Source organism: Caulobacter sp. Root1472, assembly GCF_001426985.1.
GTDB lineage: Bacteria > Pseudomonadota > Alphaproteobacteria > Caulobacterales > Caulobacteraceae > Caulobacter > Caulobacter rhizosphaerae.
Genome location: NZ_LMFX01000007.1, coordinates 132718 through 150768, shown reverse-complemented (window position 1 = coordinate 150768; position 18051 = coordinate 132718). Strand labels below are relative to the sequence as shown.

The 18051-nt window shown below is 68.7% G+C and carries 15 protein-coding genes; 3 read left to right on the top strand and 12 right to left on the bottom strand.

Features of this window, described 5'->3' with window-relative positions; all coding sequences use genetic code 11:
• Window positions 1-83 precede the first annotated feature (83 nt).
• Window positions 84-500, bottom strand: a complete 417-nt coding sequence (locus tag ASD47_RS07045) for a hypothetical protein (RefSeq protein ID WP_056753561.1) — start codon at window positions 498-500, stop codon at window positions 84-86.
• 164 nt (window positions 501-664) lie between these two features.
• On the opposite strand from ASD47_RS07045, the gene ASD47_RS07040 reads away from it, so the two are divergent.
• Window positions 665-871: a helix-turn-helix domain-containing protein gene (locus tag ASD47_RS07040; RefSeq protein ID WP_056753560.1), complete on the top strand. Its 207-nt coding sequence runs from the start codon at window positions 665-667 to the stop codon at window positions 869-871.
• On the opposite strand, the gene ASD47_RS07035 is transcribed toward ASD47_RS07040, so the two are convergent.
• The 9 genes from ASD47_RS07035 to ASD47_RS06995 form a co-directional block, all read right to left on the bottom strand.
• Window positions 868-1779, bottom strand: coding sequence for a HEPN domain-containing protein (locus tag ASD47_RS07035; RefSeq protein ID WP_056753557.1), 912 nt, complete (start codon window positions 1777-1779; stop codon window positions 868-870). The two genes, ASD47_RS07040 and ASD47_RS07035, sit on opposite strands and share 4 nt — an antisense overlap.
• 221 nt (window positions 1780-2000) lie before the next feature.
• Complete coding sequence (locus ASD47_RS07030) at window positions 2001-3323, bottom strand: ATP-binding protein (RefSeq protein ID WP_056753555.1); 1323 nt, start codon at window positions 3321-3323, stop codon at window positions 2001-2003.
• Window positions 3320-4048: a response regulator gene (locus tag ASD47_RS07025; RefSeq protein WP_056753553.1), complete on the bottom strand. Its 729-nt coding sequence runs from the start codon at window positions 4046-4048 to the stop codon at window positions 3320-3322. The genes ASD47_RS07030 and ASD47_RS07025 overlap by 4 nt, the downstream gene beginning before the upstream one ends.
• 243 nt (window positions 4049-4291) lie before the next feature.
• Window positions 4292-4534: a hypothetical protein gene (locus ASD47_RS07020; protein WP_056753549.1), complete on the bottom strand. Its 243-nt coding sequence runs from the start codon at window positions 4532-4534 to the stop codon at window positions 4292-4294.
• 42 nt (window positions 4535-4576) lie between these two features.
• Entirely contained in the window at window positions 4577-5224 is a 648-nt protein-coding gene (locus ASD47_RS07015) for a hypothetical protein (RefSeq protein WP_056753548.1), read from the bottom strand.
• A gap of 155 nt (window positions 5225-5379) precedes the next feature.
• Window positions 5380-7710 carry a beta-L-arabinofuranosidase domain-containing protein gene (locus ASD47_RS07010; protein ID WP_056753547.1) on the bottom strand — a complete coding sequence of 777 codons (2331 nt, stop codon included), beginning with the start codon at window positions 7708-7710 and terminating at the stop codon, window positions 5380-5382.
• Between the two features lie 165 nt (window positions 7711-7875).
• Window positions 7876-8343: a hypothetical protein gene (locus tag ASD47_RS07005; RefSeq protein WP_056753544.1), complete on the bottom strand. Its 468-nt coding sequence runs from the start codon at window positions 8341-8343 to the stop codon at window positions 7876-7878.
• Window positions 8344-8497: 154 nt separating this feature from the next.
• The gene (gene argJ, locus ASD47_RS07000; protein WP_056753529.1) at window positions 8498-10021 is read right to left on the bottom strand and encodes a bifunctional glutamate N-acetyltransferase/amino-acid acetyltransferase ArgJ; all 1524 of its coding nucleotides are present in this window, start codon (window positions 10019-10021) and stop codon (window positions 8498-8500) included.
• Window positions 10018-10998, bottom strand: a complete 981-nt coding sequence (locus tag ASD47_RS06995; protein ID WP_056753521.1) for a peptidylprolyl isomerase — start codon at window positions 10996-10998, stop codon at window positions 10018-10020. Before ASD47_RS06995 ends, argJ begins: the two co-directional genes overlap by 4 nt.
• 491 nt (window positions 10999-11489) lie before the next feature.
• Here ASD47_RS06995 and secA point away from each other — a divergent pair, with 491 nt between their 5' ends.
• Entirely contained in the window at window positions 11490-14255 is a 2766-nt protein-coding gene (secA, locus tag ASD47_RS06990; protein ID WP_056753519.1) for a preprotein translocase subunit SecA, read from the top strand.
• A 218-nt stretch (window positions 14256-14473) separates the two neighbouring features.
• On the opposite strand, the gene ASD47_RS06985 is transcribed toward secA, so the two are convergent.
• On the bottom strand, window positions 14474-14920 hold the full coding sequence (locus ASD47_RS06985; protein ID WP_056753677.1) for a MarR family winged helix-turn-helix transcriptional regulator: 447 nt from the start codon (window positions 14918-14920) through the stop codon (window positions 14474-14476).
• A 154-nt stretch (window positions 14921-15074) separates the two neighbouring features.
• Between ASD47_RS06985 and ASD47_RS06980 the strand changes: the two genes are divergently transcribed.
• Window positions 15075-16070 carry an alpha/beta fold hydrolase gene (locus ASD47_RS06980; protein ID WP_056753517.1) on the top strand — a complete coding sequence of 332 codons (996 nt, stop codon included), beginning with the start codon at window positions 15075-15077 and terminating at the stop codon, window positions 16068-16070.
• A 261-nt stretch (window positions 16071-16331) separates the two neighbouring features.
• Here ASD47_RS06980 and ASD47_RS06975 read toward each other — a convergent pair whose 3' ends face one another.
• Window positions 16332-17774: a DEAD/DEAH box helicase gene (locus tag ASD47_RS06975; protein WP_056753514.1), complete on the bottom strand. Its 1443-nt coding sequence runs from the start codon at window positions 17772-17774 to the stop codon at window positions 16332-16334.
• Between the last annotated feature and the right edge of the window lie 277 nt (window positions 17775-18051).

Below are 18051 nucleotides of genomic sequence, written 5' to 3'. Positions count from 1 at the left end.
ATGCCTGAAAAGCTAAGCAAATACAATCGCATGATGGCGACATGTAGCGAATGTTAGCTGAATATACGAAGAATATATTCGTACTATATTTTCCGAGAAGCCGTCCCGATCAGCACTCTGAGCGCATCCGTGACGATGTCGTGGATCGGTCCGCCGTACTCACGGGCGGCGTTGGCCACGACCGCGAGCTTGCCGGCTACGGCGCGCAGGTCGTGGGCCTGCATGTCGGCGATCTGCTCCAGCCCGCTCGCCTGCCGCTGATGCAGATGCTTCAGTCTCGTCTCTAGGCTCTCCTTCTCGGTGCCGGCCTGATGATCCAGCTCCGCCCACCGCAAGCTCAGACGATCGATCTCGGCGTCTGCCGCCAGCCATTGCCCGCATCGTTCGACGATCGCGTCGGCCTCGGCGGACGAAGCGCCGACGGCGACCGGGACGGCGGACGCCGCGCCCAGGATGGCGCGGCGCGAGAGGGAAAAGAACGATCGGCTGTCCGCAGGCATGACTAGGTTCCCAGCGCGAGGGATCGATCCGAACTGATCTCAAATCAGTGGAGTTCGATGCTGTTGCCGCTACAGTCGACTGAAATTCACTGACTAAGTCAATGAAATTCAGTCACGATAGATTAAATCTCGGTGGTGCAATGATAGTCCCGGCCCAAGTTCGAATGGCCCGCGCGGCGGTCGGCTTCAGCGTCCGCAAGTTGGCCGAGACCTCGGGCGTCGCCGACTCCACTATCCTGCGGTTCGAGACCGGCAAGGGCGACATTCTCACCGCAAACCTCGCCAAGCTGCAATCCACGCTGGAGGTCGCCGGGGTCGTGTTCGTCCCGGCTGATGACACCGTCGGCGCCGGCGTGCGCTTGAAGCGCTAAGCGGCGCTCTGGAGTTCGGCCAAGCGCTTCTCGCAGCGCTCGCGGACCATCTCGCGCAGGATGCCGATCCGTTCTTCCAGCCACGCCAATTGCTCGGCGGTAATGTGGTAGTGGCGCGAGTAGCGGGCCTTCACGTAGGCCTCGCGGATCAGTTCATAGCAGCGGCGCTCGAACTTGTTCTGCCCCGGCCAGACTTGGGCTAAGGCCGGGTCGAGGCCCTCGGCCAGCTTGCGCAGCTGGTTCAGGCTGTGGGTCTTCGGGCTGTAGAGCGTCAAGACCAGGAAGAGCGCATGGTACAGACGCTCTGTGGTCTGGTGCAGCAGGAAGGCAGCTTCCTTGGGCCGCTGACGCGCGACGTTGTCCTTTGCGTTTTGGAAGAACGTGTCAGCGCTCGTCAGCCATTCCTCGTAGTAATCCCGGCTCTCCTGAAGCGCCTGCGCTGCCGACAGTGGCGCCGGCGCCGCTAGCGGATGGCCCGGCTCTTCGAACAGCACGACGCCGTCGCGGACGATATCCGTGAAGAAGTACCGGCCGAGCGTCAGCTGCTCATTCACGTCGTCGAGGGCGTGGTAGATCACGCTGACGGGCGTGCGCAGGTGTTGGCCGGAGGCCAGGGCGTCAACCAGCGCCTCCTCGGCCTTGGTCCAGAACTCTGGGACGTCGGCGAGGTCCTCGTGGTTGACGACGACGAGGATGTCGAAGTCGGAGAAGTACCGGCCGACCGGATCCTCGACCCAGTCGCCACGGGCGTAGCTGCCGAACAGGATGATCTTGAGCAGCTTGCCGTTCCTGAAGCGCGGCATGGTCCGGTGCGCCAGGGCGCCGGCGAACGCCGCGCGCAGGGTGTCGACCACGAACTCTAGTTCGCGGCGCTTGCCGGCGGGGAGATGGTCGAGGCTCTGCTTCATCCAGGCCAGTTTCCGGTTTCGAGCGCAGGTTGCAAGCCGAGACCTGAGGGCCACGATTCACATCTGAGTCAGCAGCCTTAACCGGAGTCGGGATTTCTGGCGCCATGGCTGAACAGCCAGGGAAGACTTTCCCTGAAGCGGCTTAAGCTGCCTGCCGAGCCACAGTCAGGCGACCGGCAGTCGGTCAAGGGTGTCCGCCTCAACTGGGGCCGATCCTGGCGCTACAGCGCGGGCAGTCGCAGCTCGACGCGGAGGCCGCCTTCGGGGCGGTTCTTCAGGACCAGGACGCCGCCTTCGCGGTGCAGGATCTGCTGGACGATGGTCAGGCCCAGGCCCAGGCCGGCGGTGTTGCGGGCCCGCGCGCTGTCCAGGCGGTGGAAGGGCTGCAGCACCTCGGCCAGTTCCGCCTCGGGAATGCCCGGACCGGAGTCCTCGACCGCCAGCACCGCCGCGGCGCCCTCGCGCGTCAGGGTCAGGTTCGCCTCGCCGCCGTAGTGCAGGGCGTTTTCGACGATGTTGCTGATGGCGCGCTTCAGCGACACCGGCCGGGCCTGGACGGGCAGGTGGTCGAGGCCGTCATAGGCGGCGGGGCGCCCGGCGTCGACGGCGTCGTCGACCACCGTCATGGCGAGGGCGGCCAGGTCGGTGCGGCGCCGGGGCTCGGGATCTTCCTGGCCGCCCAGATAGGCCAGCAGCGAATCGAGCATGGCCGTCATCTCGTCGACGTCGGCCTCCAGCGCCTCGCGGGCTTCGGCGTCCTTGACGAAGCCCGCCCGCAGCCTCAGGCGGGCGAGCGGCGTGCGCAGGTCGTGGCCGACGGCGGCCAGGGCGTCGGTGCGGGCCCGCAGCAGGCCGGCGATCCGGTCCTGCATGGCGTTGAAGGCCTTGGCCACCAGCTTCAGGTCGCCGGCCCCGGTTTCGCCGATGCGCACATGGGCGTCCTGACCGACCTTGTCGGCGGCCTCGGCCAGGGCCCGCAACGGACGGCTGAGATTGCGCAGCACCAGGGCGGCGGCGGCGATGACGCCCAGGCCCAGGATGAAGGCCGAGCCGACGCTGCTGAGCAGCACCGCCCAGGGCGCGGCCCGGATCCTGGTCTTCAGGGTCAGCCAGGTCCCGTCACGCAGCCTGAGCGCCACCTTCAGGTGGGTGTCGCGGGGCAGGGCGTGGCCCAGCTCCGCGTTGAAGTGCAGGTCCCGGTCGCGCAGGCCGGGCTCGGCGTCGCGGAACTCGTCCCTCAGCTTGTGCTCGGCCGAACGCTCGCGATCGACCAGGGCGGACTGCGGCGACCAGACCAGCCGGCCGCCGCGGTTGGACAGGGCCGCCGCCCGCGCGGGACGTTCCGCGGCCGGGATGTTTTCCAGGATGTTCCCCGCCGTGACCAGCTGCTCGGCCGCGCGCCGGACCTGGTTGTCGCGGTTGGGATAGATGCGGCTGTTCTCGAACAGGATCGAGCTGCCGATGAACTCCAGGGCGACGGCCAGCATCAGGACCAGGGTGACCTGGCCGCCCAGACGCTGCGGCCACAGCCGCCAAGGCTTCATCGACGCTCCACCGCCGCCGTGAACAGATAGCCGACGCCGCGCACCGTCCGCAGCAGCGCCTCGGCCTGGCCGGTGACGGCCAGTTTCCGGCGAAGCCGGCTGACCAGCACGTCGATGCTGCGGTCCGAAGCGTCCGAGAAGCGGGCGCGCGACATTTCCAGCAGGCGCTCGCGGCCGATCACCCGCTGGGGCGAGGTGACGAAGGCCAGCAGCAGGTCGAACTCGGCCCCTGACAGCTCGATGAAGGTCCCGTCGGGCGACAGCAACTCGCGGCGGCCCGGGTCCAGGCTCCAGCCGGCGAAGGTCATCTGCTGGTGGCCGCGGGGCTGGCTGGACTGCGCGCCGCCCTGGGCCCGGCGCAGGATGGCGCGGATGCGGGCGATCAGCTCCTTCTTGCTGAAGGGCTTGCCGATATAGTCGTCGGCGCCGAGCTCCAGGCCGATCAGGCGGTCGGTCTCGTCGTCGCGGGCGCTCAGCATGACGATCGGCACCTCGCTGTCGCGCCGGATGGCCCGGCACAGGTCGAAGCCGTTGCTGCCGGGCAGCATGACGTCCAGCAGGATCAGGTCGACGGTGTTGGTCTCGAGAAGCCGCGCCATTTCCGCGCCGTGGCCGGCGCTGAGCGGCTGGAAGCCTTCCTCGCGAAGCAGCCGCATCAGCAAGGTGCGCAGCGCGGGATCGTCCTCGACGATCAGGATGGTGGGCGCCAGCGGCGCTGTCGCCATGTCACGCGGCGGGACGATTGTTCCGTGGCCTGAATAATCCATATGCTCGGGGTACTTAGGCGCGGCGACCGCGCGAACAAGATCGGTGTCGAGGTTTTTCCGTCCGGGCTCGAACGCAAAAGCCGGAACGCGCCGAGACTTTCCCGGCCAGATGGAGCCCTCGCGCGCCGCGGGGGAGGGGAACACGCGAGGGCGGGCCGCCTGGGCCTTTCCGGGTCCTGAACGGCGGTACGGCCGCTAGGCCTAGCTGGCCCGGCAGCTGTCGGACGCCGCGCCGTCCGGCTTGGCGTCGTCGGACTTGCGGGGCTCTCCCGCCTTGGGCGCGGCGCAGTCGGAGGGCGAGCGGAGCTCCGCGGCCCGCTTCTTCTGGAGAGCTTTCCTGGCCACCTCCTCGGTGAAGGTCAGGCCGGTGCCGGCAGGACCGGCGAAGGCGGGGGAGGCCGCCAGGCAGACGGCGGCGAGGCCGATGGACGCGAGAATTTTCATGCGGGTGACAAACTCCGGGACATTCAGGGGTGGAAGGGTGGTTCAGCCGTCCGCCGCGGTGTCGGCTTCGGCCTGGACGGCGGGCAGGGTGCGGCGGTAGCCGTCGACGGCCTTGAGCAGGCCTTCGATCTCGGCATGGGTGATGGCGGTGCGATGCTCGTCGCCGCCGTCGGACTTGAACTTGAAGCGCCAGGCGCCCGGCTGGGCGGCGGCGCGGCGCAGCTCGCTTTCGGAGATCTCGAAGGCGACCTCCTCGCGGCACAGCTCCGGCGCCTCGAACACGAAGCAGTAGCCGGCGTTGTCCTTGATCTTGGTCACCGGCGCGCGGACCGGCCACTGGCCGGTTTCATAGGCCACTTCGCCATAGCCCCTGACCGGACCCATGTAGGTGAGGACCTGGCGGACCTCGAAGCGCGTGGCGCCCGATCGCTTGTCGACGACGGCGCGCAGGTGGTTGTCGTTGCTGGGCGCCCGGAACAGGCCCTTGCCGGTCTGGAAGCCGGGTTCGGAGCTGATCACGGTCTCGATGTCCAGCGGATCGTCCACGACCTGGGCGCGGGCGTGGAAGTGGTCGGCGCCCAGGGCGACCTGCCGGGCCGGCAGGGGCGTGGTCTCGGCGCTCGCCGCGCCGCCGGCGGCCAGGCCGGCGATAGCGCTCAGAGCCAGCAGGGCGGTACGGGTCTTGGTCATCCTCGTTCTCCCGAACAGGCCGCTCGATGGCGAGCCGCCTTCTGGGGTCGAGAGTGGCGAGGCCGCCTTTCGGCTCTGCATCGCGTTTGTGACAAAGGATGACAGCCGCAACGCCCGGCTGCGGCCGGACCGAGAGGACCGCCGGCGCCGGGTCGCTAGCCCGCCATGACCCGCGCCTCGTAGAACACGGCCGCCTTTTCGCCCGCCTCGAGCCGCACCCGCGCCGGGCCGGCGCCGGGCGGCAGCGGCAGGTCCACGGCGAAGAAGCCGTCGCGCTTGTCCGCCGGGGTCTCGACGACGCCGGCGGGGGCGCCGTCGACCAGGACCTTGACCCCCTGGCCCGCGTCCTGCCCCCAGTAGACCAGCTGCAGGCTCATGCGCCCGGGGCGGCGGTTCAGGGTCATCTCCAGCCAACCGCCGGGATTGAGCTTGCGACCGCTGCGGCCGTTCAACTGGATGATCTCGCCGTTGGCGGCGCTCACCCCGTGGTCGACCTCCGGCTGCTGTTCGCCCAGATAGACCGTGTCGACGGTGCGGCCCACGGCCTCGATGCGGGCCTGTTCGGCGGCCAGGAAGCCCGGTCCCTCCGCCGCCCAGCGGGCCTTGGTGAAGACCGGGGCGTAGACGGCCGTGCGGCGCGCGTACTGGGCGTAGAACGGGCTGAAGGTCGCCGTGCCGCCCGTGGCCAGGTCGGCGACATAGGCGTGCGGCGCCGGGCCGGCCTTGCGCAGCAGCGTCGCCGGAGGCCCGTCGCCCAGCAGGGCGGGGGCGGCTCGCTCGAAGGGCCGTTCGGCTGGACCCAGGTCGGCGGCCAGCACCAGCGGACCGCTGACGAAGGCCACGAGGTTGGGGTCGTCCGGCGTCGCCTCCGCCCGCAGGGCCATCGGCAGCACCAGTTCGACCCGGTCGCCGGCTTTCCAGCGGCGCTTGAGGCGCGCGTAGCCGTCGCCGCCGCGCCGTCCCATCGGCGTCCCATTGACCTTGACCACCGGGGCCGCGCACCAGCCCGGCAGGCGCACGGCGATCTCGTGCTCGCCCGCCGGGGCCCGCTCGACGTTCAGCCGCACCAGCCCCTCGGCCGGATAGCGGGTGTCCAGGTCGATGGCGAAATCCCCGTCCGGCAGGTCCAGGCGCGAAGGGACGAAGAGGTTGAGATAGAGGGTGTCGCCGCCCCGCCACCAGATGGAATCAGCGTGCTTGGCGTGGCTCTCCATGCCCGAGCCGACGCAGCACCAGAAGCTGTCGTCGCGCGTGGAGTAGCTGCGCCGTCCGCCCGCCGCCATCGGCATGAAATAGACGAACATGCCGTCGCTCGGCCGCTGGTGGGCCATGATGTGGTTCAGCTGGGTCCGCTCATAATAGTCGAACAGCGACCCCTGCGGCGCCCAGCTCCACAGGCGGCGGGTCAGCTTCAGCATGTTGTAGCTGTTGCAGGCCTCGCAGGTGGTTTCGGCCATGTGGCGGGCGATCTCGTTCGGCTTGCCGAAATGCTCGCGGTCGGAATTGCCGCCGATGACGTAGCTGTGGTTCTGGGTGACCACTTGGTGGAAGAACCGCGCGGCCCGGGCCTCGGCCGGATCGCCGCCCACTTCGTACAGTCGCGCCAGGCCGATGACCTTGGGGATCTGGGTGTTGGCGTGCAGGCCGGCCAGTTCGTCGCGGCCCTCGGCGATGGGGTCGAGCACCGCCCTGTGGCGCAGCCGGCGCGCGACCTTCAGCCAGCGCTCGTCGCCGGTCAGGGCGTAGGTCTCGGCATAGGCCTCGTTGATCCCGCCGTGCTCGGCGACCAGGATCTGCTGCACCTGCTCGTCGCTCAGGCCTTCGATGATGGTGGCGAAATAGCCGGCCAGGCCCACGGCGACGTCCAGGGCCTTGGGCGTGTCGGCCAGGCGGTGGGCGTCCAGCAGGCCGGCGTGCACCTTGTGCCAGGTGTAGATCGGCACCCAGCCGTCATTGAGGCTGAAGCGCGACGAGCGGATGTCGCCCCGGCGGAGTTCCTCGAACACCTGCTTGCCGCCGGCCGAGTCGGCCTGGCCCCAGCGGGTGGTGCCAGCCGCGTAGCCGTCGCCGTGGGCGGCCTGCACGCGGGCCAGTTCGGCGACGATATAGGTCAGGCGGTCCTTCAGCTCCGGGTCGCCCGTGCCGGCCACCTGCAGGGCGCAGGCGGTCATGTAGTGGCCCAGGGTGTGGCCGGCGATGCTCATGGCCTCCCAGCCGCCATAGACCGGGGCCTTGACCGGCAGGCCGGCGCCCTGGTGGAAGTTGTGCAGCAGCCGGTCGGCCGACAGCGAGACCAGATAGGCGCGGTTGGCGGCCTGGGCCTGCTGGAAGATCGAAGGCTTCAGCGCCACGTGACGGGCCGGCGCCGGCTCGGCGGCCACGCGGCCGGCCGTCGCGACCGCCAGGGCGGGCGAGGCTGCTCCCGCGAAGGCCAGGGCGCTGGAGGCCAGCAGAAAGGCGCGCCGGTTCGGCCGATCAAGATCCATGGCGCTTCGTCTCCCGCAGCTTTTGTCTGATTATTGCCGCAAAAAAGCACAAAGGACGGGACGGCTCAAGGCTGGTCTCATCGTTGCTTGAAGAACGATCGGGGTTTGCGACCTTTAGTAATTGTCCGACAAGTGGCGGTTAGCTGGCTAGCAGGAGGCGTCTCCTCAGTTCGGCCGCCCGTCGGGCTCCAGTTCGAACGCCGCGTCCAGGGCGATCTCGTCCACGACGGTTCCCTTCAGCGCGGCGTCCAGGACCTCGCCCAGCGAGCTCCAGACGAAGGCCAGCTGTTCCAGCACGGCTGGCAGGCGTTCGGGGTCGAAGCCGGGATAGAGGTCGGCGACCAGCCACAGGCCGGTCAGCACATCGAAGCCGAACCGGCAGCCGATCAGGCGGAACTGGGCGCGGGCGATCGTCTCGAACAGGGCGTCCAGGCTGCGGGCCTGGTCGAGGTCGGCCGGGTCGAACACCTGGCAACGGACCTGCAGCCAGTCGCCCTCGGGGAACAGGTAGAAGGCCCCGCCGTCCTCGGCTCCGGAGACCTCCAGGCCGCGGTCGATCTCGGCGACGACATAGCCGGCCTCGCGGCAGGCCTCGGCGATGTCGTGGAGGGCGATGGGGGCGTCGTCGGCCATGGTCGGATCCGATCGTTGGTGGTGAGGCGGACTGGGCCGCCGTGCGTCCTTCGAGGCGCGCTCAGGAGCGCGCACCTCAGGATGAGGAAGTCAGGGCAAAAAGTCCCTCATCCTGAGGCGCCCGCGCAGCGGGCCTCAAAGGACGCACGGCGGTTTAGCTGCGGTAATCCCCGTTGATCGCCACGTACTGCTTGGTCAGGTCGCAGGTCCAGACCGTGGCCGAGCCCTTGCCGACCCCGACGTCCACCGACACCTCGAACTCGGCGCGCTTGACGTATCTGCTCATCGCCGCCTCGTCATATTCGGCCGAGACCAGGCCGTCGCGGGCGGCGTAGAGGTCGCCGAACTTGACGCTGATCTTCTCGCGGTTGACCGGCTCGTCGGCGCGGCCCACGGCCATGACGATGCGGCCCCAGTTGGCGTCCTCCCCGGCGAAGGCGGTCTTGACCAGCGGGCTCTCGGCGATGGTGCGGGCGATCTTGCGGGCCGACAGCGGGCTTTCGGCGCCGTTGACGGTGATCTTGACGAACTTGGTCGCGCCCTCGCCATCGCGGACCAGCTGCAGGGCCAGGTCCAGCAGCACCGCCTCCAGCTTCTCGCGGAAGTCGGCCAGGCGCCGGTCGCCGGCCCGGTGGATCTTGGGCGCGCCGGACTGGCCGGTGGCGAACAGCAGCAGGGTGTCGTTGGTCGAGCGGTCGCCGTCCACCGTCACGCAGTTGAAGGTGGTGCGGGTATAGAGGCTGACCAGGGTCTGCAGCGCCGCCGGGGCGATGGCCGCGTCCGTGGCCACGAAGGCCAGCATGGTGGCCATGTCGGGCGCGATCATGCCCGAGCCCTTGCAGATGCCGGCGATCCGCACCTCGTGGCCGTCGATGGTCGCCGTGGCGTAGGCGCCCTTCGGGAAGGTGTCGGTGGTCATGATCGCCGAGGCGGCGCCGGCCCAGGCGTCCTCGGTCAGGCGCGTTTCCACCAGGCGCAGGTTCGAGGTGATCTTGCTGTCGTCGAGGATCACGCCGATGACGCCGGTCGAGGCCATCATCACGTCGCGCTGGCGGCAGTCGAAGCGCTTGCCGACGGCCGTGGCGACCCGGCGCACCGCGTCGGCCCCGGGCTTGCCGGTGAAGCTGTTGGCGCAGCCGGCGTTGACCACCAGGGCCCGCACATCCAGCCCGCCGGAAGCGGCCAGTTGCCGCTTGCACCAGTCGACCGGGGCCGAGCCGACGCCGTGGCGGGTGAAGACGCCGGCCGCCGAGGTGCCCTCGGCGAAGCGCATCAGCAGCATGTCCTCGCGGTCGTGCTTGTAGAAGCCGGCCCGGCCGGTGGCGATCTCGACGCCGGCGATCGGCGGGATGGTCGGGAACGGCACGGCCAGGGGCGAGACGGCCAGGCCCGGCTTGCCGGGCGCGCCCTGGGCGGCCGGGGCGGTCGCCGGCTTGGCGGCCTGGACCGCTTCGGGGCTCCCCGTATTGGCGTCCTTCTGGGCCCGGCGCAGGCCGGCGCGCTTGAGGGCGGCGGTCAGCGGGTCGACCAGGGCCCGCTCCAGGGTGTGGCCGACGCTGGCGCCGACCTGGCCGACGATCTCGGCCGGGGTCGGGGCGCTGGCGGCCGCCGGAGTCTTGGCGGGCTTGGCGGCGGTCTTGGCCGCCGTCTTCGGCGCGGGCTTGGGAGTCTTGGTCATTTCTTGGCCGGAGCTTGAGCGGGGGCGGACGCCGGCGGGGCGTCGTCGAGGTCGGAGGAGGGGGCCTGGTCGGCGGCGCCGGGCGGGGCCGAGGCCGGCTCCTGCGGCGCGCCGGGCACGGCCTGGGGCTTGCCCGTCAGCATCTCGACCTTGGCGCCGCCGCGCAGCTTCTCCAGCAGGTCGCGGACCTGGTCATAGGTCAGGAAGCGCACGATCTGCGGCCGGGCGGCCTCCAGGGTGATCGGCTCCTCCAGGCGCTTGTCCTCGACGCGCAGCACGGCCCAGCCGCCTTCCGTCTGGAACGGGCCGACCAGCGCGCCCTTCTGGGCGTCCTTCAAGGCCACGGCGTAGGCCGGCGGCATGACGTCGACTGTGAAATAGCCCAGGTCGCCGCCGTTGAAGCGGGTGGCCGGGTCGGTCGAGCGCTCCATGGCCAGGGCGTCAAACGAGGCGCCGGCGGCCAGCAGCTTCTTGACGGCCTCGGCGTCGGCCTGGCTGCCGACCAGGATCTGGCGGGCGCGGATCTCCTCGCTGCGCTTGGACAGCTTCTGCTGCTCGGCGTAGAGGCCGCGAATGGCGTTCTCGTTGACCGCCTTCTCGACGACATTCTCGACCAGCATGTCGCCCAGGATGCGCTCGCGCGCGGCGGCCAGGCGGCGCTGGGCCACCGGATCCTTGTCCAGCTTCTGCTTGAGGGCCTCGGCGGCCAGCAGCTTCTGGTCGATCACCTCGTCCAGGCGCTGACGGAACAGGTCCGAACCGATGTCCAGCGGCTCGCCCTCGCTGATCAGCCCCTGGGCCACCGCCTCGCGCTTGACGTCCGAGGCCCAGACCGTGTGGCCGTCCACCTTGGCCACGGCGGTGTCGCCGGGTTCGGGCGGGCGCTCGTCGGCCTTGTCGCGGCCGCAGGCGGCGACCAGCAGGGAAAGGACCAGGACGGCGACGAGGCCGTGAACGCGGGACTTGCTGATATTCATAAGGGGCCGATCTCCGGCTGACTCTCACTCAGCGCTCTAGCGCGGTTTATCGCCAAGAGGAAACAGCTTCGCGATCTCGTCGCGATAGACGCCGCGCAGCTTCAAAATAGTTTCGTCATTCCGGGCCTTGTGCCCGGAACCCCTGGTTCATCCGACAGTGAGACGCCTTGGCGCGCTGGCGCGCCACGCATGCGCACCTGCGGCGGGCAGAGGGGTTCCGGGCACAAGGCCCGGAATGACGGTGGATAAGAAGATGACCTTGGGAACCAGTTTTGGTGGCGGCGATTTAGGCGCCGGATTGTTTCCACCCCGCCGTCGCAAGGTTCATGACTGTAAGCGCTCGCGTTGACACCCGGTGGACCGGTGCTTAAGTCTCCGCGCGCGCACAGGACGTGGAATTTCCGCGCGCTTCGCCGCCTCGAATTTACCGTAGTGAAGGCCTTCAAGCCCTAGCGCCGGCCTCACAGACACCGCTCCGGAACCTTCTCTTCATGCTCGGCTTCGCCAAAAAGCTCTTCGGCTCTTCCAACGAACGCAAGGTCAAGGCGATGTCCGCCCAGGTGGCGAAGATCAACGCCCTGGAGCCGGAATACGCCGCTCTGTCCGACGACGCGCTGCGCGCCAAGACCGACGAATTCAAGGCCCGGCTGGCCAAGGGCGAGACGCTCGACAGCCTGCTGGTCGAGGCCTTCGCCACCGTGCGCGAGGCCAGCAAGCGCGTGCTGGGCATGCGCCACTTCGACGTCCAGATGGTGGGCGGCATGGTCCTGCACTCGGGCGGGATCTCGGAAATGCGCACCGGCGAGGGCAAGACCCTGGTCGCCACCCTGCCCACCTACCTCAACGCGCTGGAAGGCAAGGGCGTCCACGTCATCACCGTGAACGACTACCTGGCCAAGCGCGACGCCGAGTGGATGGGCCAGATCCACAACTTCCTGGGCCTGTCGTACGGCGTGATTGTCAACGGCCTGAGCCAGGGCGAGCGCCAACGCGCCTACCGCAGCGACATCACCTACGGCACCAACAACGAGTTCGGCTTCGACTACCTGCGCGACAACCTCGTCTACAGCGTCGAGGAAATGGTCCAGCGCGGCCACCATTACGTGATCGTCGACGAGGTCGACTCGATCCTGATCGACGAGGCCCGCACGCCGCTGATCATCTCGGGCCCGACCGAGGACCGCAGCGAGTTCTACAAGACCATCGACGTCCTGGTGAAAGAGCTCATCAAGGACAAGACCAACTACGATCACGACGAGAAGCAGAAGCAGGTCATCCTCACCGAGGACGGCCAGGAGCGGATCGAAGAGATCCTGATGGCGGGCGGCCACCTGGCCGAGGACACCGCCGGCCTCTATGACGCCGCCAACATCTCGGTCGTGCACCACGTCAACCAGGCCCTGCGGGCCAATGTGCTCTACACGCTCGACAAGGACTACATCGTCAAGGACGCCGAGGTGATCCTGATCGACGAGTTCACCGGCCGCATGATGACCGGCCGCCGGCTGTCGGAAGGCCTGCACCAGGCCATCGAGGCCAAGGAAGGCGCCGACATCCAGCCCGAGAACCAGACCCTGGCCTCGGTGACCATCCAGAACTACTTCCGCCTCTACAAGAAGCTGGCTGGCATGACCGGCACCGCGGCGACCGAGGCCCAGGAATTCGACGACATCTACAAGATGAGCGTCAGCGAGATCCCGACCAACCGTCCGGTCCAGCGCATCGACGACGACGACGAGGTCTATCGCACCGAGGCCGAGAAGAACCAGTCGATCCTCAAGCAGATCGCCGACTGCCACGCCCGCGGCCAGCCGATCCTGGTCGGCACGGTGTCGATCGAGAAGTCCGAAGAGCTGTCCAGGCTGCTGTCGACCTACGCCTGGGAATGGGAAGGCAAGAAGCACAAGGGCATTCCGCACCAGGTGCTGAACGCCCGCTTCCACGAACAGGAAGCCGGCATCGTCGCCGACGCGGGTGTGCCCGGGGCGGTGACCATCGCCACTAACATGGCCGGCCGCGGCACCGACATCCAGCTGGGCGGCAACCTCGACATGCGCCTGGCCAACTGGCGCCAGCAGCAGAAGGGCCTGGGCGTCACCCCGACCCACGAGGACGAGCTGGCCCAGAAGGCCGAGCTGGAAGCCGAGATCGGCGAGGCCAAGGCCAAGGCCCTGGCCGCCGGCGGCCTGTTCGTGCTGGGCACCGAGCGCCACGAGAGCCGCCGCATCGATAACCAGCTGCGCGGTCGTACCGGCCGCCAGGGCGACCCGGGCCGTTCGAAGTTCTTCCTGTCGTGCGAGGACGACCTGCTGCGCATCTTCGCCGGCGAGCGCCTGGACGCGATCATGCGCACCTTCGGCGTGCAGGAAGGCGAGGCGATCACCCACAAGTGGCTGAACAACGCCATCGCCACCGCCCAGAAGCGCGTCGAGCAGCGCAACTACGAAATCCGCAAGAACCTCCTGAAGTACGACGACGTCGTCAACGACCAGCGCAAGGCCGTGTTCGAGCAGCGCCAGGAGTTCATGGAGGCCACGGATCTCTCGGAAATCATCACCGAGATGCGCCATGACGTGATCGACGATTTCGTCGCCCGCTACATGCCGCCCAAGGCCTATGCCGAGCAGTGGGACATCGAGGGGCTGGACGAGCGCGTCCAGGCGATCCTGGGCCTGACCCTGCCGCTGAAGGAATGGGCCGCCGAGGAAGGCTTCGGCGACGAGGAGATGCGCGAGCGCCTGACCAAGGCCGCCGACGCCTACGCCGCCGAGCGCGAAGTGATCATCACCCCCGAGCAGATGCGCTCGGTGGAGAAGAACTTCCTGCTGCAGATGATCGACCTGCAGTGGCGCGAACACCTGATGCACCTGGACCACCTGCGCAACGTCATCGGCCTGCGCGGCTACGGCCAGCGCGACCCGCTGAACGAGTACAAGACCGAGGCCTTCTCGCTGTTCGAGAAGCTGCTGGGCGACCTGCGCACCAACACCACGCGCTGGTTGATGACGGTCGAGATCGCCTATGCCGAGCCCGAGCCGCTGCACACGCCCGAGGGCCTGATCCCGGTCCACCTGGACCCGCTGAGCGGCGAGAACGTCGCCGTGGCCGGGGCCCTGCCCGAAGGCCTGTCGCCGGAGCAGCGCGAGGCCCTGCCGGTCTCGGTCCTGCCGGAAGGCTGGGAATACACCGCCCGCAACGGCGCCTGCCCCTGCGGCTCGGGCAAGAAGTTCAAGCACTGCCACGGGGCGCTGGTTTAAACCCTGAGCGTCTGGTGAACTGAAACGCCCGCCCCGGGAGACCGGGGCGGGCGTTTTTGATTCCATTTAGATCCGCTCATCCCGGCGAATGCCGGGACCCAGATCCCTTAGCGGTGTGGCGAGTTGGAAAAGCTCAGAGCTTGTGGCGTCAGCCTCAAAGCTATTCCATCTGGGTCCCGGCATTCGCCGGGATGAGCGGTGTTTTGGGGGTGTGAAGGCTAAGTCTTAGCTTCGTCCACCAGCGCCGCGCGCAGCGCCTGGACCTGGCGGTTGAGAGCGTCCAGCTGGTCCAGGGTCATGGCCGACTTGGCCAGCAGGGTCTCGCCCAGGCAGTCGCACTGGTTCAGCAGGGCGCGCCCGGCGTCGGTGAGGCTGACCTGGACCTGGCGTTCGTCCACCACGCCGCGTCGGCGGGCGACCAGGCCGGCCTGCTCCAGGCGCTTGACCAGCGGGGTGATCGTGCTGGACTCCAGCGCCAGCCGTTGGGCGATCGCGCCCACCGTCGCGCCGCCGTCGCGGCCCTCGGCCTCGCCCAGCACGTTCAGCACCAGGTACTGCGGATAGGTGATCCCCATCGCGTCCAGCATCGGCTTGTACGTGCGGGTGATCGCCATGCTGGTGGCGTAGAGGCTGAAGCAGATCTGGTTGTCCAGCGGGATGGGCACGACGGGAACCTCATGGCGGAAGCGGCCTGCCAGGTTCATACCACGAAAAATAATATCGCGATAAAGATTATGCTGGACAGGTCGTCGCAGGCGTCTTAGTCATATCGTTATCGCGATAACGAATATCGCCGCAACGATCCAGAGGGACACGAAGATGAGCCAGTCGATCCAGCAAGCCTCGCGCCGCACCATGATGACCGCCAGCCTGGGCCTCGCCGCCGCCGCGGTCGCCGCCCCGTTCGCGGCGGCCGCCCAGGACCGCCCCGCCGCCGCCAAGGGCGCTTCCGGAGCCACGGGCGCCGCCAAGTCGACCGCCGGCAGCGGCTTCCTCACCGTCCAGGACGGCACGCAGATCTTCTACAAGGACTGGGGCCCCAAGACCGCCCAGCCGATCGTCTTCCACCACGGCTGGCCGCTCAGCAGCGACGACTGGGACGCCCAGATGCTGTTCTTCGTGGGCCAGGGCTACCGGGTCATCGCCCATGATCGCCGCGGCCATGGCCGCTCCACCCAGACCGACACCGGCAACGAGATGGACACCTACGCCGCCGACGTCGTGGCCCTGGCCCGCCACCTGGACCTGAGGAACGCCATCCATGTCGGCCACTCCACCGGCGGCGGCGAGGCCATCCACTACGCCGCCCGGGCCGACGCCGGCCGGGTCGCCAAGGTGGTGCTGATGGGCGCGGTGCCGCCGATCATGCTGAAGACGGCGGCCAATCCCGGCGGCCTGCCCAAGGAAGTGTTCGACGGCTTCCGCGCCGCCCTGGCCGCCAACCGCGCCCAGTTCTTCCACGACGTCGCGGCCGGCCCGTTCTACGGCTACAACCGTCCCGGCGCGAAGGTCTCGCCGGCCACGGTCGAGAACTGGTGGCGCCAGGGCATGATGGGCGGCGCCAAGGCCCACTACGACTGCATCACCGCCTTCTCCGAGACCGACTTCACCGACGACCTCAAGGCCGTCGACCTGCCGGTGCTGGTGATGCACGGCGAGGACGACCAGCTGGTGCCGATCGCCGACAGCGCCCATCTGAGCATCAAGCTGCTGAAGAACGGCGTGCTGAAGACCTATCCGGGCCTGCCGCACGGCATGGCCACGACGCACCCCGAACTGATCAACAAGGACCTGCTGGCTTTCTTCAAGGCGTAGAGGTCTCTCTCTCTCTCTCTCTTCTTTCCCTCCCCCTTGCGGGGAGGGTGGCGGCGAAGCCGACGGGTGGGGGATCGGTGCAGGGCGTTCGACGGAGGTTTTTTCTGTCGACTCAGCAGCCCCCCACCCGACCCTGGCGCCGCCAGGGCCACCCTCCCCGCGAGGGGGAGGGAAGGGATCTTGGGAAGACCGCCCCTGAACGAGAAACGCCCGCCCCGGGAGACCGGAGCGGGCGTTTTGCTTGGGAGGCGTCAGCCGTCCTTAGTCGATCGGGTTCCAGCGTTCGGACGGGGCGGCCGCGCGCTTGGGGCCGCGGAAATCACCGCCGGCGGCGCGGGCCTGGCCCTGGGCTTGCGCCTGGCCTTGGCCATTACCCTGGCCGCCGCCGTTGCGACCGCGGTTCTGGCCGCCGGGCTTGCCCTGGCCTTGGCCGGCGCCGCCGCCCTTGGCCGGGCGATTGCGCTGGCGGCGCAGTTCGGACGGGACATTGTTGCGCGGGTCGGCGCGGCGCGGATCGACGTACTTCTCCGGCGGGGCCAGCTTGTCGGCCACGGCCGCGGCGGCCGCGAGGCCCTTGTCGTTGCGGCGGTCGAAGGTCGGGATCGTCTGGCGGGTGGCCTTCTGGATGTCCTTCAGCAGCGGACGCTCGTCATCGGCGCAGAAGCTGATGGCGATGCCGTCCTTGCCCTTGCGGGCGGTGCGGCCGATCCGGTGGACATAGGCCTCCGGCACGTTGGGCAGCTCGTAGTTGAACACGTGGCTGATGTCGTTGACGTCGATGCCGCGGGCGGCGATGTCGGTGGCGATCAGCGCCTTGACCTGGCCGGCCTTGAACGAGGCCAGGGCCCGTTCGCGCTGGCCCTGGGTCTTGTCGCCGTGAATGGCGGCGGACTCGATGCCGCTGGCGGTCAGGTACTTGGCCACCCGGTCGGCGCCGCGCTTGGTGCGGGTGAAGACGATGGCGCGCTCGACGCTGCGATCGGCCAGCAGCTCAGCCAGCAGGGGGCGCTTGCGCTGGGCCTCGATGAAGATCAGCGACTGGTCGATGCGCTCGACCGTGGTGGCCTGCGGGGTGATCGACACCTGGGCCGGGTTCTTCAGCAGCTCGCCGGCCAGCTTGCCGATCTCGCTGGGCATGGTGGCCGAGAAGAACAGGTTCTGGCGTTCCTTGGGCAGTTGGCTGGCGATCTTGCGGATCGGCACCACGAAGCCCAGGTCCAGCATCTGGTCGGCCTCGTCGAGCACGAAGATCTCGACGCCGTTCAGGTGGGCGCTCTTTTCGCCCAGGTGGTCCATCAGGCGGCCCGGGGTGGCCACGACCACGTCGACGCCGGCCGCCAGGGCCTTCATCTGCGGGCCGTACTTCACGCCGCCGAAGATGGTGGCGACGGTCAGGCCCAGGTGGGCGCCATAGGCCTTGAAGTTGTCGGCGATCTGGGTGGCCAGCTCGCGGGTCGGGGAGAGGACCAGGCAGCGGAAGCCGCGGCGCGGGGCCGGGCGCTTGTCCTCGGCCAGGCGGTGCAGGATCGGCAGGGCGAAGGCGGCGGTCTTGCCGGTGCCGGTCTGGGCGATGCCCAGCAGGTCGCGGCCCGACAGCACGGTCGGAATGGCTTGCGCCTGGATCGGGGTGGGCGTGGTGTAGCCCTTGTCGGCCAGCGCCTTCAGAAGCGGTTTGGCGAGGCCGAGATCGGTGAATTGAGTCAAGTCAGAAGCTTTCGTGCAGCCACGAGACGGCGCATGCGATCCTCGCACGGCTCGCCTGGTGGCGGGTCGGTGGGGAGCGCCCCGCGTGACACGGGCGGTCTGATGAGAAGCTTTCAGGGCGCTCAACAGGCTGGACCGGAAAGGTCCTTCACGCGGCTGGAGCGGCCGATAACGCCGGATGGCGTAGGGCCTATGTCGTTTATTGCACGTGCGAAGTCAAGGGTAGGGGTTATTTGACGCACTGCGTCGGGAAAACCCGGCGGGTCTGGACGTTGGT